Below are 16,566 nucleotides of genomic sequence, written 5' to 3'. Positions count from 1 at the left end.
CTGATAGGTCTTCATCGCCCCAGGCATGAACCGCCGGACACCTTTTGCATCCTGTGCCGCCAATCCCGCCGCCTGAGCGAAACTTGCCAACCTGAGCATTTGAAGCACGCCGGCATCGTCGTGTACGTCATTTACCACCACGCAGACCTTGCAACCCACGGGCAGGATGGATGAGCCATCAGGAGACAGTGCTGCAGACAATAGGCTGCCCATGCAAAACAGAGGGCAAAAAAAACGGCCTGCTCAAGGCAGGCCGTTTTTTATATCGCCAGGGTCAGAACAGCTTGCGACCCTTGTTCGCCGCGATGCGCATGCGCAGGGCGTTGAGCTTGATGAAGCCGGCCGCGTCGGCCTGGTTGTAGGCACCGCCGTCTTCTTCGAAGGTCGCGATGTTGGCGTCGAACAGCGACTCGTCGGACTTACGCCCGGTGACGATCACGTTGCCCTTGTACAGCTTCAGGCGTACCACGCCATTCACATGAGCCTGGGAGGCGTCGATCATCTGCTGCAGCATCAGACGCTCAGGGCTCCACCAGTAGCCGGTGTAGATCAGGCTGGCGTACTTGGGCATCAGCTCGTCCTTGAGGTGAGCCACTTCGCGGTCCAGGGTGATCGATTCGATCGCCCGGTGAGCGCGCAGCATGATGGTACCGCCCGGGGTTTCGTAGCAGCCGCGGGACTTCATGCCGACATAGCGGTTCTCGACGATGTCCAGACGACCGATGCCGTGTTCGCCGCCGATGCGGTTCAGGGTCGCCAGCACGGTGGCCGGGCTCATTTCCACGCCGTCCAGGGCGACGATATCGCCATTGCGATAGGTCAGCTCCAGGTATTGCGGGGTATCCGGGGCCTTCTCGGGAGAGACGGTCCAGCGCCACATGTCTTCTTCGTGCTCGGTCCAGGTGTCTTCCAGCACGCCGCCTTCATAGGAGATGTGCAGCAGGTTGGCGTCCATCGAGTACGGGGATTTCTTCTTGCCGTGACGCTCGATTGGAATCGCGTGCTTCTCGGCGTAGTCCATCAGTTTTTCACGGGACAGCAAGTCCCATTCACGCCACGGGGCGATGACTTTCACGCCCGGCTTGAGGGCATAGGCGCCCAGCTCGAAACGCACCTGGTCGTTGCCTTTGCCGGTAGCGCCGTGGGAAATGGCATCGGCGCCGGTTTCGTTGGCGATTTCGATCAGGCGCTTGGCAATCAACGGACGGGCGATGGACGTACCCAGCAGGTACTCGCCTTCGTAAACGGTGTTGGCGCGGAACATCGGGAACACGAAGTCGCGGACGAACTCTTCGCGCAGGTCATCGATGTAGATCTCTTTGACGCCCATGGCCTGGGCCTTGGCGCGTGCAGGCTCGACTTCCTCGCCCTGCCCCAGGTCAGCGGTGAAGGTCACCACTTCGCAGTTATAAGTGTCCTGCAGCCACTTGAGGATCACCGAAGTGTCCAGGCCGCCGGAATACGCCAGAACGACCTTGTTTACGTCCGCCATGCCATCACTCCACGGGTTGTACGGAAAGCCGTGAAGTCTAACGTCCAGCGCGGATAATTTACAGGGGCGCGACAGCTTATGACGACGAAGCGACAGATTATGTCGAGCGCGCGACGGTCAAAACCGAATCAGGAGGTCCGCGCGGTCGTCCCGACGGGCGTGGGTGCCGGTGTCTTGGCCGGTGCAGCGGTGGGCGCCGGCGCTTTGGCAGGGGGCGCAGCGGGTGCAGGCTGCGCGGCGGCGGGCTGGGGTGCCGGTGCTTCGCTAGCCGCCACGCGCTCGAGGCGCACGACCACCCGACGGTTCTTGGCCCGGTTGGCGGCGTTGGTGTTGGGCACCAGGGGATAACGTTCGCCGTGGAAGCGCAGGGTAATCTGCGACTCCTGGAAACCATTGGCCTTGAAGAAATCCTGGACCGCCAGGGCCCGGCGGCGCGACAGCTCGCGGTTGGTCAGGCGATTGCCGCTGTTGTCGGAGTGACCGTCAAGCTCGACATGATTGACGCTCGGATCGGCCTTGATGAAGTCGAGCATCACCTGCAACTGGGCCTTGGCATGGGCATCGAGTTCGACTTCTTCGCCGGGGAAGCCGATCTGGGTCTGCTTCACCTGCTCGAAATTCTTCGGCAACAACTTGGCCACACAGCTCTGATAATCGCCGAAGGCTTTATTGAAACGCACCGGCAGCAACCGGACTTCCGACACTCGACCGTCCTCGGTGTTACGCCGTACCACAGGGCTACGACCGTCCATCAGCCCACTGATCAAGCGTCCGGCCTGGACCTGGGAGCTGTTGAACAATACATCGCCACTGCCAATGCTGACCGAGCCCAGGTTGATATCGCCGCGCCCCGGTTGCCACGGTGCGGCGGCCGCCAGCAAGGTGGCCGAACCGCCGCCCAGCATCGGGTTATAGCTCTTGAGGCGGAACGTGGCCTGTTCGCCCGCCCGGCGCACGAACTCGCCACTGCCGAAATCGGTGATCGGCTGGCTCAGCCGGCACTCGAACTTGTCGCCTTCGACCGTCCACTCAATGCTCTCCAGACGGGTCTGGAAAGTGAGCGCCATGGCGGGAAGGCTGGCAAACACACTGAGCAAGGCTAGATAACGCTGGCGCACGGGAGGCTCCACTGACTTTTATACAAAGATCGACGCATGCTTGAGGGCATGACGCCTGTCCGGGGCACTGCACGGATTCGTGGCACACCTGTAGGAGCTATCGGTAAGTTGTGGCAGAACTTGATAGCGGGTGCCTGAATCGGTCTTTTCCGGTAGCATTCCCCAGAGTTTGACCCGCCTGGAAGCCCCCTAATGTCCGACCGCCTGACCCTGCTGCGTCCCGACGACTGGCATATTCATCTTCGCGATGGTGCTGTGTTGACCCATACCGTCGCCGATGTCGCGCGCACCTTCGGGCGCGCAATCATCATGCCTAACCTGGTTCCGCCCGTGCGCAACGCCGCCGAGGCCGATGGCTATCGCCAGCGTATCCTCGCCGCGCGCCCGGCTGGCAGCCGCTTCGAACCGCTGATGGTGCTTTACCTCACCGACCGCACCCAGCCCGAAGAGATTCGCGACGCCAAGGCCAGCGGTTTTGTCCATGCCGCCAAGCTGTATCCCGCCGGCGCGACGACCAACTCCGATTCCGGTGTCACCAGCATCGACAAGATCTTCCCGGCGCTGGAGGCCATGGCCGAAGTCGGCATGCCGTTGTTGATCCATGGTGAGGTTACCCGGGGCGACGTCGATGTGTTCGACCGCGAGAAAATCTTCATCGACGAACACATGCGCCGCGTCGTGGAGCGTTTCCCGACCCTCAAGGTGGTGTTCGAACACATCACCACCGGCGATGCCGTGCAGTTCGTCAACGAGGCCCCGGCCAACGTCGGCGCGACCATTACCGCCCACCACCTGCTGTACAACCGCAACCACATGCTGGTGGGCGGGATCCGGCCGCACTTCTATTGCCTGCCGATCCTCAAGCGCAATACCCACCAGGAAGCCTTGCTGGACGCCGCTACCAGCGGCAGCGCCAAGTTTTTCCTCGGCACCGACTCGGCACCCCACGCCCGTCACGCCAAGGAAGCGGCCTGCGGTTGCGCCGGTTGCTACACCGCCTATGCCGCCATCGAGATGTACGCCGAGGCGTTCGAACAGCGCAATGCGCTGGAAAAACTCGAAGGCTTCGCCAGCCTGCATGGCCCGCGCTTCTATGGCCTGCCGGTGAACACCGACCGTATTACCCTGGTCCGTGACGAATGGACCGCCCCTGTCAGCCTGCCCTTCGGCGAGCAGACCGTCATCCCGCTGCGCGCCGGTGAAAAACTGCGCTGGCGCCTGCTGGAGGAAAACGCGTGAGTGAAGATCATTTCGACGACGAACTGGACGGCAACGGTGGTTCGGGCGGCGCCCGTCACCCCATGGCCGCGCGGTTCCGTGGTTATCTGCCGGTCGTCGTCGATGTAGAAACCGGTGGTTTCAATTCCGCCACCGACGCCTTGCTGGAAATCGCCGCGACCACCATCGGCATGGACGAAAAAGGCTTTGTGTTCCCTGACCACACCTATTTCTTCCGTGTCGAACCGTTCGAAGGCGCCAACGTCGAAGCGGCGGCTTTGGAATTCACCGGGATCAAGCTCGATCACCCGTTGCGCATGGCAGTCAGCGAAGAAACGGCCCTGACCGACATCTTCCGTGGTGTGCGTAAGGCGCTCAAGGCCAACGGTTGCAAGCGCGCGATCCTGGTCGGCCACAACAGCAGCTTCGACCTGGGCTTCCTCAACGCCGCCGTCGCGCGCCTGGACATGAAGCGCAACCCGTTCCACCCGTTCTCCAGCTTCGACACCGCGACCCTGGCTGGCCTGGCGTATGGCCAGACCGTCCTGGCCAAGGCGTGCCAGGCAGCCGACATCGATTTCGATGGTCGTGAGGCGCACTCGGCCCGCTACGACACCGAGAAGACCGCCGAGCTGTTCTGCGGCATCGTCAACCGGTGGAAAGAGATGGGCGGCTGGCAGGATTTCGACGACTAAAGAGCAGAGCCAATGTGGGGCGGTGCCACTCTGTGGGAGCAAAGCTTGCTCGCGACACAGGCGACTCGGTTCTTGGAAGACCGCATCGCCGCCATCGCGGGCAAGCCTTGCTCCCACAGATAAATCCCCTCACCACAGGGTTCTGTGTTTCAGCCGACAAGTTTGGAACACCCATAAAAAAACCGGCCCATCGAGGGCCGGTTTTTTTATGCCTGGAGGCGCTTACAGCTTGTCGCTGTGCTCGCCCAGGTAAGCGGCAACGCCTTCAGGCGATGCGGTCATGCCCTTGTCGCCTTTTTTCCAGTTGGCCGGGCAGACTTCGCCGTGCTCTTCGTGGAATTGCAGCGCGTCGACCAGACGGATCAACTCTTCCATGTTACGGCCCAGCGGCAGGTCGTTGATGATCTGCGAACGGACAACGCCCTTGTCGTCGATCAGGAAGGCACCACGGAAGGCCACGCCGCCTTCGGACTCAACGTCGTAGGCCTTGGCGATTTCGTGCTTCATGTCGGCAGCCATGGTGTATTTCACCTGGCCGATACCGCCATTGTTGATCGGGGTGTTGCGCCAGGCGTTGTGAGTGAAGTGCGAGTCGATCGACACAGCGACCACTTCAACGTTGCGCGCCTTGAAATCATCCATGCGGTGATCCAGTGCGATCAGCTCGGACGGGCAGACGAAGGTGAAGTCCAGCGGATAGAAGAACACCAGGCCGTATTTGCCTTTGATGGCCGAGGACAGGGTGAAGCTGTCGACGATTTCGCCGTTGCCAAGCACGGCTGGCACGGTGAAGTCAGGGGCTTGTTTGCCTACGAGTACGCTCATTGGATATCTCCTGATGTAATTAGCGTGAAAACAAAGTCCGGGCCAGCCTGCCACCCTCAGGCGACAGCCCTGTGACACGAACCCGCTTGCAAGGGCCGACCATCATACACCGCGCATTTGGACTGTCTTCAACGGTTTTTCGGTGGTATCGAAAAATCGCCGCCCCGCTGCGTGCCGCCTTCGTTGCCCAAGGAAAAAACCGTTCGTCAGCCTGGCACCGCTCTGGCGCAAGACCTTGAGAAACCACTTTGACAATCATTCTCGTTAACATTAAGATCCGTCTCAATTGAGTCACAACCAGCGACGGTTCTCACTTATGTATGTATGCCTCTGCACTGGCGTCACCGACGGACAAATCCGCGAAGCGATCTATGAAGGTTGCTGCAGCTATCGCGAAGTCCGCCAGGCCACCGGCGTAGCCAGCCAATGCGGCAAATGTGCCTGCCTGGCCAAGGAAGTGGTGCGTGAAACCCTCGCCAAGGTGCAAACGGCACAGGCCTCGATCCCCTACCCGGTAGAATTTACTGCCGCGTAAAGACAGCTTTTCAAGGAACCGGACTCAATGTCCGGTTTTTTTATGCCTGTAAATCAAATGCTTAGCGTCCAGACGCGGAACACAAACATTCTTATTCCGATTAATTTTCATTTATTATTCAATAACTTAGGTTTGACACTGATAAATACGCGGCTCAAACTCTGCCCTATACACAGCTATTACAGGGCAGGCCTCATCATGAAAGGCGACATTACAGTCATCCAGCATCTCAACAAGATCCTTGCCAATGAGCTGGTCGCGATCAACCAATACTTCCTGCATGCGCGCATGTACGAGGATTGGGGCCTGAACAAGCTGGGCAAGCACGAGTACCACGAGTCCATCGACGAGATGAAACACGCGGACAAGCTGATCAAGCGCATCCTGTTTCTCGAAGGCCTGCCGAACGTCCAGGACCTGGGCAAGCTGCACATTGGCGAACACACCCGGGAAATGCTCGAGTGCGACCTGCGCATCGAGCGCACCGGCCACGCCGACCTGAAGGCCGCCATTGCCCATTGCGAAAGCGTTGGCGACTTCGGTAGCCGTGAACTGCTGGAAGACATCCTCGAATCCGAGGAAGAGCACATCGACTGGCTGGAAACCCAACTGGGCCTGATCGACAAAGTCGGTCTGGAGAACTACCTGCAATCGCAGATGGGCGAAGAGTAACCTTCCCCGGCAGCAGGCCACTAAAAAGCCCCGCCCTCTTTCGAGAGGCGGGGCTTTTTATTGCCTGGATTCTCCCAGGCCCTACTCAAAACCACTGTGGGAGCGAGCTTGCTCGCGATGGCGGTGGATCAGATATAAAAATGCTGACTGACACACCACTATCGCGAGCAAGCTCGCTCCCACAAGGTTTCCCGTTCACCACAACCGGCGTGGTGAACAGGCTTCCATGGATCAGGCTTCGGTCTTGTTCGCGGACGCTTTTTCTACCGCAGCCTTGATCGTGGCCTGCAAAGAACCGTCGGCGGCCATCTCGGTCATGATGTCGCTACCACCGACCAGCTCACCGCCCACCCACAATTGCGGGAAGGTTGGCCAGTTGGCGTACTTGGGCAGGTTGGCGCGGATTTCCGGGTTCTGCAGGATGTCCACGTAGGCAAACTTCTCGCCACACGCCATCACAGCCTGAGCAGCCTTGGCCGAGAAACCGCACTGTGGCGCGTTCGGCGAGCCTTTCATGTAAAGCAGGATGGTGTTGTTGGCAATCTGGTCTTTAATCGTTTCGATGATATCCACGGAGCACCTCGGCTTAAACTTTGCGACGTCAGTTGTCGACACGGTGGCGCATTGTAACGGAAAGCAGAACGTGCTGCTCAGAGACAATTTTACGCAGCCGCCACCTTCACCGGTACACCGTTGAGCGCCGCGTTGCCGGACAACTCATCGAGCTGGCAATCATCGGTCAGGTCATTGGCGCTGGATCCCGGCTGCCCACTGGCAATGGTCATCTGCACGCCCGGCCGGGCATGGCCCCAGCCGTGGGGCAGGCTGACCACGCCTTTCATCATGTCCAGGCTGCCCAGTACCTCGACTTCGATGGCCCCCACCCGCGAGCTGACCGTCACGCGCTGCCCGTCGGCAAGGCCGCGGGAGGCGAGGTCATCCGGGTGCATCAGCAATTGATGACGCGGCTTGCCCTTCACCAGTCGATGGAAGTTATGCATCCAGGAGTTGTTGCTGCGCACATGGCGGCGGCCAATCATCAGCAACTCATCCGGCTCTGGCGCCTGCAACGCGGCAAAGCGCGCAAGGTCGGCAAGAATCACCGCCGGCGCGGCCTGCACCCGTTGGTTTTCGGTTTTCAAGCGTGGGGCCAGGTTGGGCTTGAGTGCGCCGAGGTCGATGCCATGGGGATGGTCGAACAAGGTCGCCAGAGACAGTTTGTGCGGCGAGGCGTCGCCATAGGCTCCGCTGCGCAGGCCAAGATCGATCATCTGCGCCGGCGGCATGGTCGGCTTGAGCTCTTTGCCGGTGTGGGCAGCGAAGGCCTTGGCCAGGCCGACAAAGATCTCCCAGTCGTGCAGCGCCCCCTCGGGCTTGGGCAGGATCGCCCGGTTGAAACGGGTCACGTTGCGCACCGCGAACAGGTTGAAGGTGGTGTCGTAATGATCGTTTTCCAGGGCCGAGGTCGAGGGCAGGATCAGGTCGGCGTAACGGGTGGTTTCGTTGATGTACAGATCGACACTGACCATGAACTCCAGCCCATCCAGGGCCTGCTCCAACTGCCGCCCGTTGGGTGTAGACAGCACCGGGTTGCCGGCCACGGTGACCAGCGCCCGAATCTGGCCTTCGCCCTCGGTCAGCATCTCCTCGGCCAGGGCCGACACCGGCAGCTCCCCGGCGTACTCGGGACGCCCGGAGACCCGGCTCTGCCAACGATTGAAATGCCCACCCGAGGTGGTCGCCACCAGGTCCACCGCCGGCTCGGTACACAGCGCACCGCCCACCCGATCCAGATTGCCGGTCACCAGGTTGATCACCTGGATCAGCCAGTGGCACAGCGTACCGAACGCCTGGGTCGACACCCCCATCCGCCCGTAGCACACCGCTGACGGGGCGGCGGCGAAGTCCCGGGCCAATTGCCGGATCTGCGCGGCCGGCACCGCACAGAGCGGGCTCATCGCTTCAGCCGTGAAAGCAGCAACGGCCGCGCGCACCTCATCCAGGCCGTCCACCGGCAGGTGGCTGTCACGGGTCAGGCCTTCGCTGAACAGGGTATTGAGCAAGCCAAACAGCAGCGCGGCATCGCCACCGGGACGCACGAAGACATGCTGGTCGGCAATGGCCGCCGTTTCGCTGCGGCGCGGATCGACCACCACCACTTTGCCGCCACGGGCCTGGATCGCCTTGAGACGCTTCTCCACGTCCGGCACGGTCATGATGCTGCCGTTGGAGGCCAATGGGTTGCCGCCCAGGATCAGCATGAAGTCGGTGTGATCGATGTCCGGAATCGGCAGTAGCAAGCCGTGGCCGTACATCAGGTGGCTGGTCAGGTGATGGGGCAGTTGGTCCACCGAGGTTGCCGAGAAACGGCTGCGGGTCTTCAACAGGCCCAGGAAATAGTTGCTGTGGGTCATCAGCCCATAGTTATGCACGCTGGGGTTGCCCTGGTAGACCGCCACCGCGTTCTGGCCATGGCGCGCCTGGATATCCGCCAGGCGCGCGGCCACCAATGCGAAGGCGTCGCCCCAGGCGATGGGGTGCCATTCGTTGCCGATGCGCTGCATGGGTTGGCGCAAGCGGTCCGGATCGTTCTGGATATCCTGCAGGGCCACTGCCTTGGGGCAGATGTGACCGCGACTGAAGGTGTCCAGCGCATCGCCCTTGATCGAGGTGATCGCCAGGCCCTGGCCGTCGGTTTCGGTGGTTTCGAGGGTCAAGCCGCAGATGGCTTCACACAGATGGCACGCACGGTGGTGGAGAGTCTTGGTCATGGCCAGTCTCTGTTTTATTCGTGGCGGGCACTTTCGGCCGCGGGAACAAAACTATGGCCCGTGCTTCCCGGCAGCGCCAGCGACGTTCGTCCTGTGAATTGCCGGGCATCAGGCCCGCCGATGCAGTGCCATCAAGGGCCCTCGGGGGGCGGTGCCAGAAGTTGGATTTCCTCGACGGTTTCCACTTCCTCCTGGGCGATGGGCACACCGGTCAGTTCGCCAATCAATCGCCAATGCTCGTCGAGGCCGCTGCTGATCGTGGCCATGCGATCGATCATCCGGCGGCCGGCGGCCTTGGTCACTTCATCATCGCTGCGCAGCAATTCGAATGACATGGACGTCACCGATGCCGTCAGGTGGGTCAGCGAGCGTGCGGTCAGCCCCAGCAATTCCATCAATTGTCGCTCTTTCGAATCCATTTCGGGCTCCTGTGCCGCTGAGGCTCATTTATAACCCAGGCCTTTGCATTAGGAAATGTTTCACAACCACCAGCAGGCAGGCGCAAGAGTCGAAGGACATGGCATAAACCGCCACCATCCATGGCGCGCCCGGCCGCGCTTGATTGCCAAGCCGAGCAGCGCCAGTGTACAAATGGGCCGCTGCAGTCAGGAAACCGGCCTCAAATACGTCATCGCATTCGCGTGATGGCTTCGCTGAAATCCCCAAAAACCGTAGCCCTATTGGTAAGACGCGACATTTAATGTCAATATCGCGCCTTCCCCTATTTTCGTCGCCCCGTGCGGCTTTTGCCGCAGGTCTCGCCCGTTTTTTCATTAAACAAGGCTTTGAGCATCTGCGGTCAGTTACAAAAAGGTAGTCAATCATGAGCGCAAGGCACTTTCTCTCCCTGATGGATTTCACGCCCGATGAGTTGCTCGGCGTGATCCGTCGAGGCGTGGAGCTCAAGGACCTGCGTAATCGCGGCGTACTGTTCGAGCCCTTGAAAAACCGCGTGCTGGGGATGATCTTCGAGAAATCATCGACCCGCACCCGCATCTCTTTCGAAGCCGGCATGATCCAACTGGGCGGCCAGGCGATTTTCCTGTCGCCCCGCGACACCCAACTGGGCCGTGGCGAACCCATCGGCGATTGCGCCATCGTCATGTCGAGCATGCTGGACGCGGTGATGATCCGTACCTTTGCCCACAGCACCCTGACCGAGTTCGCGGCCCATTCCCGCGTACCGGTGATCAACGGCCTGTCCGACGACCTGCACCCCTGCCAGTTGCTGGCCGACATGCAGACCTTCCTCGAGCACCGTGGCTCGATCCAGGGCAAGACCGTGGCCTGGATCGGCGACGGCAACAACATGTGCAACAGCTATATAGAAGCGGCGATGCAATTCGACTTCCAACTGCGCGTCGCCTGCCCCGAAGGCTTTGACCCCAATGCCGAGTTGCTGGCCAAGGCCGGGGACCGGGTGTCCATCGTCCGTGACCCGAAACTGGCCGTGGCCGGTGCGCACCTGGTGAGCACCGACGTCTGGACCTCCATGGGCCAGGAAGAAGAAACCGCCAGGCGCCTGGAGTTGTTCGCGCCACTGCAGGTCAACCGGGCCCTGCTCGACCTGGCGGATGCCGACGTGTTGTTCATGCACTGCCTGCCGGCCCACCGTGGCGAGGAGATCAGCATGGACCTGCTGGATGACCCGCGTTCGGTAGCCTGGGACCAGGCCGAGAATCGCCTGCATGCGCAAAAGGCCTTGCTCGAGTTCCTGGTCGAGCCGGCGTATCACCACGCATGAGCCACGCCTTGCTGCTGAACTTGCACAACCTGGCCTGCGGTTATCAGGACCAGCGGGTCGTGCAGAACCTCAACCTGCACCTCAATGCCGGTGATATCGGTTGCCTGCTCGGTTCGTCCGGGTGCGGCAAGACCACGACCTTGCGCGCCATTGCCGGCTTCGAACCGGTGCACGAGGGTGAAATCCAGTTGGCCGGGGAAACCATCTCCCGCGCCGGCTTCACCCTGGCCCCGGAAAAACGCCGCATCGGCATGGTGTTCCAGGACTACGCCCTGTTCCCCCACCTGAGCGTGGCCCAGAACATTGCCTTTGGCATCCGCAAGCATCCGAACAAGGACCGCGTCGTCGAAGAATTGCTGGAACTGGTCAACCTGAAACACCTGGGCAAGCGTTTTCCCCATGAACTGTCCGGCGGACAACAGCAGCGCGTGGCCCTGGCCCGTGCGCTGGCGCCGGAGCCGCAGCTGCTGTTGCTCGATGAACCGTTCTCCAACCTCGATGGCGAGCTGCGCCGCAAGCTCAGCCATGAAGTGCGAGACATTCTCAAGGCCCGCGGCACCAGCGCGATCCTGGTCACCCACGACCAGGAAGAAGCCTTCGCCGTGAGTGACCATGTCGGTGTCTTCAGGGAAGGTCGCCTGGAACAGTGGGACACGCCCTACAACCTGTATCACGAACCACTGACGCCATTCGTCGCCAGTTTCGTTGGCCAGGGCTACTTCATTCGCGGCCAGCTCGACAGCCCGGAATCGGTACAGACCGAGCTTGGCCTGCTGCGCGGCAACCGGGCCTACACCTGGCCCATCGGCGGCGCGGTGGACGTGCTGCTGCGGCCAGACGACATCGTCTACGCCCCGGACAGCCCGCTTACTGCCAGAATCGTTGGCAGGACCTTCCTGGGTGCTTCAACCTTGTACCGCCTGCAATTACCCACAGGTGCGCAACTGGAATCGATCTTCCCCAGCCATGTCGACCATCAGGTCGGCGCCGCCGTCGGCATCCGCGTGGCGGCTGAACACCTGGTGCTGTTCCAGGCCTCGGGCAGCACCGCGGCGCATATCCCACCAGTGGACAGCGGTGTGCGACGCTACAGCGCGGCCAGCTAATCATTGTGGGAGTGGACACATTCAGCATCGATGCAGGCCGAACCAGCGCTATCGCGAGCAAGCTCGCTCCCACATGGAAATTTTCAACAGGCACAAATCGACTGTCATCCACAAATCCTGTGGGAGCGAGCTTGCTCGCGATGACATAGCCACATTCAGCATCAGTGCAGGCCGAACCACCGCTATCGCGAGCAAGCTCGCTCCCACATTTTGATGTCATTGACTTGAGTGCAGCATCAACGTCCCGCTGGCCACTAACGTCGCGTTCCCGCCGATCTTCACCCGTTCACCCTCCAACCGGCAAAACAATGCCCCGCCCCTGGCCGAACACTGATAAGCCGTCAGTCCGTGCTTGCCCAGGCGCTTGGACCAATAGGGAATCAGGCTGCAGTGGGTCGAGCCGGTCACCGGGTCTTCGTTGATGCCGATCGCCGGGGCAAAATAGCGCGAGACAAAATCATGCTTGCTCCCCGGCGCGGTGACGATAGCGCCGGGCCAGGGCAGTTTTGCCAGGGCCACCATGTCCGGCTTGCAATCGAGCACCGCTTGCTCCGATTCCAGCACCACGAACAACTCGTTGGAACTCAGCACATCCACCGCCTCGGCGCCCAAGGCACTCTGCACGGCCAGGGACACGCCCAGCTCGGCAGGCACGACGGCCGGAAAATCCAACCACAGCCGATCACCCTCGCGCGTCACGCTCAACGAACCGGACCGGCAGATGAAATCCAGGCGCTCAACGGTTTCGTGATAGACCTCGAACAGTACATAAGCGCTGGCCAACGTGGCGTGACCACATAGCGGGACTTCGGTGGTGGGGGTGAACCAGCGGATATGCCAATGCTGACCTTCACGCACCAGGAACGCGGTTTCAGCCAGGTTATGCTCGGCGGCGATCTTCTGCATCAGGTCGTCCGCCAGCCAGCCGTCGAGCCGGTAGATCATCGCCGGGTTGCCGCCGAACGGCCGGTCACTGAACGCATCGACCTGATGAAACGCAAGCTGCATGGCACTTCTCCTTATTTTTCTGATGCGCCAGCATGGGGTGTAGCGACACGGATTATCCAGTGACAGATCAGCAGAATTTTCACCCTACAGGCTGCGCAGCGGCCACCCTGCTCTATCAAGCACGCCCGATATCAGCAAACACCGCCGCGGTGTGTTCCTTCAATACCGAAGGCGCCAACTCGACTTCCAACCCACGCCGCCCCGCACTGACGAACATGCTGGCGAGTGGCTGTGCGGAATTGTCGATAAACGTGCGCAAACGCTTCTTCTGCCCCAGCGGGCTGATTCCGCCGAGCAAATAACCGGTCGAACGCTGCGCGGCGGCCGGGTCGGCCATCTCGACCTTCTTCACGCCGGCGGCGTGGGCCAGGCCTTTCAAATCCAGGCTCCCGGCCACGGGCACTACCGCCACCAACAGCTCACCTTTTTCACTGGCCGCCAACAATGTCTTGAACACCTGCGCCGGATCCAGCCCGAGCTTTTCCGCCGCCTCCAAGCCATAGGAGGCGGCCTTGGGATCGTGTTCATAACTGTGGATGCGATGTTCGGCGCGTACTTTCTTAAGCAGATCCAACGCGGGTGTCATGACCGCTCCTGATAAGGAAATCAAAAAAGAGTGAGCGGATTCTAAGCCATCGCCTCTGAAAAGGCTTTGCGGCTGCGCTGCCTCTATCGGTGACGCATCGCCAAGGGGAGAGTCATTCACAGCACGAATAGTTGAAATGTGACCAATGGTTCACTTTCGACCTTTGACACCAGCGTTTCTTGTCTATATTTTTTCGAAACTGAAAGCCACATTACATGTCTCAAACAGCAACCCGAGTTCAGGATGGGGATCCTGCCTCGGTGGAAATCGCGTAATCGTGCTGTACTGAACGCGCTGCAAAACAACAAAAAACCGAGGTTTGAATGACAACTGCTTTACAACAGCCGTCCCTGTCCAGCCAATGCCTGGCGGAATTCCTGGGAACTGGCCTGCTGATTTTTTTCGGCACTGGTTGCGTCGCGGCGCTCAAGGTCGCGGGTGCGAGCTTCGGCTTGTGGGAAATCAGCCTCATCTGGGGCGTCGGCGTCAGCATGGCGATCTATCTGAGCGCAGGCATTTCCGGCGCCCACCTCAACCCCGCCGTCAGCATCGCCCTGTGCATGTTCACCGACTTCGAAAAGCGCAAGCTGCCTTTCTATATAGCGTCCCAAGTGACCGGTGCCTTCTGCGGCGCCCTTCTGGTCTACACGCTGTACAGCAATCTATTCTTCGATTTCGAACAGTCCCGGCACATGGTTCGCGGCACCGAAATGAGCCTCGAACTGGCTTCGGTGTTCTCCACCTACCCGCACGCGGCACTCTCCACTGGCCAAGCCTTCCTCGTGGAAGCGATCATCACCGCCATCCTGATGGGGGTGATCATGTCCCTGACCGATGACAACAACGGTTTGCCCCGTGGTCCACTGGCCCCCTTGTTGATAGGCCTGTTGATAGCCGTGATCGGCAGCTCCATGGGGCCGCTGACGGGCTTTGCGATGAACCCGGCGCGGGACTTCGGTCCTAAACTGATGACTTTCTTCGCAGGCTGGGGTGAAATTTCCCTCACGGGTGGACGCGACATCCCGTACTTCCTGGTTCCAATTTTTGCGCCGATCGTGGGTGCATGCCTCGGTGCTGCGGCCTATCGCGGGCTGATTGCCCGCCACCTGCCCAGCGCTGTAACAGCTACAAAGGATGCAGAACCGGCCATTGACGGCAAGCCCAGAACATCCTGAAACAGTCGGCGCAGGCCCTGCCATTCGAAGCCTGCGCCGTGGCTTCTTTTTACGTCTCCCTTTATGAAAGACCCGAGGCAATCGACATGACCGATATCCAGAACAAGAACTACATCATTGCCCTCGACCAGGGTACGACCAGCTCGCGCGCGATCATCTTCGACCGTGACGCCAATGTGGTCTGCACCGCCCAACGCGAATTCGCCCAACATTACCCGCAGGCCGGCTGGGTCGAACACGACCCGATGGAAATCTTCGCCACCCAGAGCGCTGTCATGGTCGAAGCCCTGGCCCAGGCCGGCCTGCACCATGACCAGGTGGCCGCCATCGGCATCACCAACCAGCGAGAAACCACCGTGGTCTGGGACAAGACCACCGGCCGGCCGATCTACAACGCCATCGTCTGGCAGTGCCGCCGCAGTACCGAGATCTGCCAACAGCTCAAGCGCGACGGCCACGAGCAATACATCAGCCAGACCACCGGCCTGGTCACCGACCCGTACTTCTCCGGCACCAAGCTCAAGTGGATCCTGGACAACGTCGAAGGCAGCCGCGAGCGTGCGCGCAACGGTGAGCTGCTGTTCGGCACGGTCGATAGCTGGCTGATCTGGAAATTCACCGGTGGCAAGGTCCACGTCACCGACTACACCAACGCCTCGCGCACCCTGCTCTTCAACATCCACTCGCTGGAATGGGACGCGAAGATGCTCGAGATCCTCGACATCCCCCGGGAAATGCTCCCGGAAGTGAAGTCGTCCTCGGAAATCTATGGCCGCACCAAAAGCGGTATCGCCATCGGCGGCATCGCCGGCGACCAGCAGGCCGCCCTGTTCGGGCAGATGTGCGTGGAGCCGGGGCAGGCGAAAAACACCTACGGCACCGGCTGCTTCCTGCTGATGAACACCGGGAAAAAGGCCGTGAAATCCAATCATGGCATGCTCACCACCATCGCCTGCGGCCCCCGTGGCGAAGTGGCCTACGCCCTGGAAGGCGCTGTATTCAACGGCGGCTCCACCGTCCAGTGGCTGCGCGATGAACTGAAGATCATCAACGACGCCCTGGATACCGAATACTTTGCCAACAAGGTCAAGGACAGCAACGGTGTGTACCTGGTGCCCGCCTTCACCGGCCTGGGCGCGCCGTATTGGGACCCCTATGCCCGTGGCGCACTGTTTGGCCTGACCCGCGGCGTACGGGTCGATCACATCATTCGCGCAGCACTGGAGTCGATTGCCTACCAGACCCGCGACGTACTCGACGCCATGCAACAGGATTCGGGTGAACGCCTCAGGGCCCTGCGCGTCGACGGTGGCGCGGTGGCGAACAACTTCCTGATGCAGTTCCAGGCCGACATCCTCGGCACCCAGGTCGAGCGGCCGAAAATGCGTGAAACCACGGCCCTGGGTGCGGCGTACCTGGCCGGCCTGGCGTGCGGCTTCTGGGGCAGCCTGGAAGAACTGCGCGGCAAAGCGGTGATCGAGCGCGAATTCGAACCGCAACTGGACGAGGCGGCGAAAGAAAAGCTCTATGCCGGCTGGCAGAAAGCGGTCAGCCGCACCCGCGATTGGGAGCCCCATGAAGACGCTGAATAAAGCCTGATAAGGTTCTGAAACTGGTCGGG

Annotated in this window: 16 protein-coding genes; 8 read left to right on the top strand and 8 right to left on the bottom strand. The window is 60.8% G+C overall.

Annotated features, from left to right (window positions below; all coding sequences use genetic code 11):
* Positions 1–274: 274 nt before the first annotated feature.
* Together AO356_RS18350 and AO356_RS18345 are read right to left on the bottom strand one after the other, a co-directional pair.
* Positions 275–1,492 (bottom strand): argininosuccinate synthase, encoded by a 1,218-nt coding sequence (locus AO356_RS18350; RefSeq protein ID WP_003204943.1) that lies wholly within the window; start codon positions 1,490–1,492, stop codon positions 275–277.
* 128 nt (positions 1,493–1,620) lie between these two features.
* Entirely contained in the window at positions 1,621–2,610 is a 990-nt protein-coding gene (locus AO356_RS18345; RefSeq protein ID WP_060740941.1) for a flagellar protein MotY, read from the bottom strand.
* A gap of 192 nt (positions 2,611–2,802) precedes the next feature.
* On the opposite strand from AO356_RS18345, the gene pyrC reads away from it, so the two are divergent.
* The gene (gene pyrC / locus AO356_RS18340) at positions 2,803–3,849 is read left to right on the top strand and encodes a dihydroorotase (RefSeq protein ID WP_060740940.1); all 1,047 of its coding nucleotides are present in this window, start codon (positions 2,803–2,805) and stop codon (positions 3,847–3,849) included.
* Positions 3,846–4,523 carry a ribonuclease T gene (rnt, locus tag AO356_RS18335; protein WP_003204947.1) on the top strand — a complete coding sequence of 226 codons (678 nt, stop codon included), beginning with the start codon at positions 3,846–3,848 and terminating at the stop codon, positions 4,521–4,523. The genes pyrC and rnt overlap by 4 nt, the downstream gene beginning before the upstream one ends.
* A 222-nt stretch (positions 4,524–4,745) precedes the next feature.
* Here rnt and AO356_RS18330 read toward each other — a convergent pair whose 3' ends face one another.
* A complete protein-coding gene (locus AO356_RS18330; protein WP_003204949.1) occupies positions 4,746–5,348 on the bottom strand; it encodes a peroxiredoxin in 603 nt (200 codons plus the stop codon).
* Positions 5,349–5,664: 316 nt separating this feature from the next.
* Here AO356_RS18330 and AO356_RS18325 point away from each other — a divergent pair, with 316 nt between their 5' ends.
* Both AO356_RS18325 and bfr read left to right on the top strand, forming a co-directional pair.
* Complete coding sequence (locus tag AO356_RS18325; RefSeq protein WP_003178704.1) at positions 5,665–5,883, top strand: bacterioferritin-associated ferredoxin; 219 nt, start codon at positions 5,665–5,667, stop codon at positions 5,881–5,883.
* A 198-nt stretch (positions 5,884–6,081) separates the two neighbouring features.
* Positions 6,082–6,555: a bacterioferritin gene (gene bfr, locus AO356_RS18320; protein WP_003178701.1), complete on the top strand. Its 474-nt coding sequence runs from the start codon at positions 6,082–6,084 to the stop codon at positions 6,553–6,555.
* 231 nt (positions 6,556–6,786) lie between these two features.
* Here the strand turns inward: bfr and grxD are convergent, their stop codons facing one another.
* From grxD to AO356_RS18305, 3 genes are all read right to left on the bottom strand, one after another.
* The gene (gene grxD, locus AO356_RS18315; RefSeq protein WP_060740939.1) at positions 6,787–7,128 is read right to left on the bottom strand and encodes a Grx4 family monothiol glutaredoxin; all 342 of its coding nucleotides are present in this window, start codon (positions 7,126–7,128) and stop codon (positions 6,787–6,789) included.
* Positions 7,129–7,217: 89 nt separating this feature from the next.
* Positions 7,218–9,326, bottom strand: a complete 2,109-nt coding sequence (locus tag AO356_RS18310; RefSeq protein ID WP_060740938.1) for a molybdopterin oxidoreductase family protein — start codon at positions 9,324–9,326, stop codon at positions 7,218–7,220.
* A 131-nt stretch (positions 9,327–9,457) separates the two neighbouring features.
* Positions 9,458–9,745, bottom strand: a complete 288-nt coding sequence (locus AO356_RS18305; RefSeq protein WP_060740937.1) for a hypothetical protein — start codon at positions 9,743–9,745, stop codon at positions 9,458–9,460.
* 404 nt (positions 9,746–10,149) lie between these two features.
* On the opposite strand from AO356_RS18305, the gene argF reads away from it, so the two are divergent.
* On the top strand, positions 10,150–11,070 hold the full coding sequence (argF, locus tag AO356_RS18300; protein ID WP_060740936.1) for an ornithine carbamoyltransferase: 921 nt from the start codon (positions 10,150–10,152) through the stop codon (positions 11,068–11,070).
* Positions 11,067–12,176 carry an ABC transporter ATP-binding protein gene (locus tag AO356_RS18295; RefSeq protein ID WP_060740935.1) on the top strand — a complete coding sequence of 370 codons (1,110 nt, stop codon included), beginning with the start codon at positions 11,067–11,069 and terminating at the stop codon, positions 12,174–12,176. Before argF ends, AO356_RS18295 begins: the two co-directional genes overlap by 4 nt.
* A gap of 216 nt (positions 12,177–12,392) precedes the next feature.
* Here the strand turns inward: AO356_RS18295 and AO356_RS18290 are convergent, their stop codons facing one another.
* Both AO356_RS18290 and ybaK read right to left on the bottom strand, forming a co-directional pair.
* Positions 12,393–13,184 (bottom strand): PhzF family phenazine biosynthesis protein, encoded by a 792-nt coding sequence (locus AO356_RS18290; RefSeq protein ID WP_060740934.1) that lies wholly within the window; start codon positions 13,182–13,184, stop codon positions 12,393–12,395.
* Between the two features lie 115 nt (positions 13,185–13,299).
* Positions 13,300–13,770 carry a Cys-tRNA(Pro) deacylase gene (ybaK, locus tag AO356_RS18285; RefSeq protein ID WP_060740933.1) on the bottom strand — a complete coding sequence of 157 codons (471 nt, stop codon included), beginning with the start codon at positions 13,768–13,770 and terminating at the stop codon, positions 13,300–13,302.
* A gap of 323 nt (positions 13,771–14,093) precedes the next feature.
* Here ybaK and AO356_RS18280 point away from each other — a divergent pair, with 323 nt between their 5' ends.
* Complete coding sequence (locus AO356_RS18280; RefSeq protein WP_060740932.1) at positions 14,094–14,945, top strand: MIP/aquaporin family protein; 852 nt, start codon at positions 14,094–14,096, stop codon at positions 14,943–14,945.
* Positions 14,946–15,031: 86 nt separating this feature from the next.
* Complete coding sequence (glpK, locus tag AO356_RS18275; protein ID WP_060740931.1) at positions 15,032–16,537, top strand: glycerol kinase GlpK; 1,506 nt, start codon at positions 15,032–15,034, stop codon at positions 16,535–16,537.
* The last annotated feature ends 29 nt before the right edge of the window (positions 16,538–16,566 follow it).

Source organism: Pseudomonas fluorescens, from assembly GCF_001307275.1.
Lineage (GTDB): Bacteria > Pseudomonadota > Gammaproteobacteria > Pseudomonadales > Pseudomonadaceae > Aquipseudomonas > Aquipseudomonas fluorescens_AA.
This window is presented reverse-complemented; position numbering and strand designations above follow the sequence as displayed.

Excerpts from the sequence above, each read along its gene's own strand:
- AO356_RS18350 (WP_003204943.1), bottom strand. The coding sequence starts at position 1,492 with ATGGCGGACGTAAACAAGGTCGTTCTGGCGTATTCCGGCGGCCTGGAC.
- pyrC (WP_060740940.1), top strand. The coding sequence starts at position 2,803 with ATGTCCGACCGCCTGACCCTGCTGCGTCCCGACGACTGGCATATTCAT.
- AO356_RS18330 (WP_003204949.1), bottom strand. The coding sequence starts at position 5,348 with ATGAGCGTACTCGTAGGCAAACAAGCCCCTGACTTCACCGTGCCAGCC.
- AO356_RS18325 (WP_003178704.1), top strand. The coding sequence starts at position 5,665 with ATGTATGTATGCCTCTGCACTGGCGTCACCGACGGACAAATCCGCGAA.
- bfr (WP_003178701.1), top strand. The coding sequence starts at position 6,082 with ATGAAAGGCGACATTACAGTCATCCAGCATCTCAACAAGATCCTTGCC.
- AO356_RS18310 (WP_060740938.1), bottom strand. The coding sequence starts at position 9,326 with ATGACCAAGACTCTCCACCACCGTGCGTGCCATCTGTGTGAAGCCATC.
- AO356_RS18305 (WP_060740937.1), bottom strand. The coding sequence starts at position 9,745 with ATGGATTCGAAAGAGCGACAATTGATGGAATTGCTGGGGCTGACCGCA.
- argF (WP_060740936.1), top strand. The coding sequence starts at position 10,150 with ATGAGCGCAAGGCACTTTCTCTCCCTGATGGATTTCACGCCCGATGAG.
- AO356_RS18295 (WP_060740935.1), top strand. The coding sequence starts at position 11,067 with ATGAGCCACGCCTTGCTGCTGAACTTGCACAACCTGGCCTGCGGTTAT.
- AO356_RS18290 (WP_060740934.1), bottom strand. The coding sequence starts at position 13,184 with ATGCAGCTTGCGTTTCATCAGGTCGATGCGTTCAGTGACCGGCCGTTC.
- ybaK (WP_060740933.1), bottom strand. The coding sequence starts at position 13,770 with ATGACACCCGCGTTGGATCTGCTTAAGAAAGTACGCGCCGAACATCGC.
- AO356_RS18280 (WP_060740932.1), top strand. The coding sequence starts at position 14,094 with ATGACAACTGCTTTACAACAGCCGTCCCTGTCCAGCCAATGCCTGGCG.
- glpK (WP_060740931.1), top strand. The coding sequence starts at position 15,032 with ATGACCGATATCCAGAACAAGAACTACATCATTGCCCTCGACCAGGGT.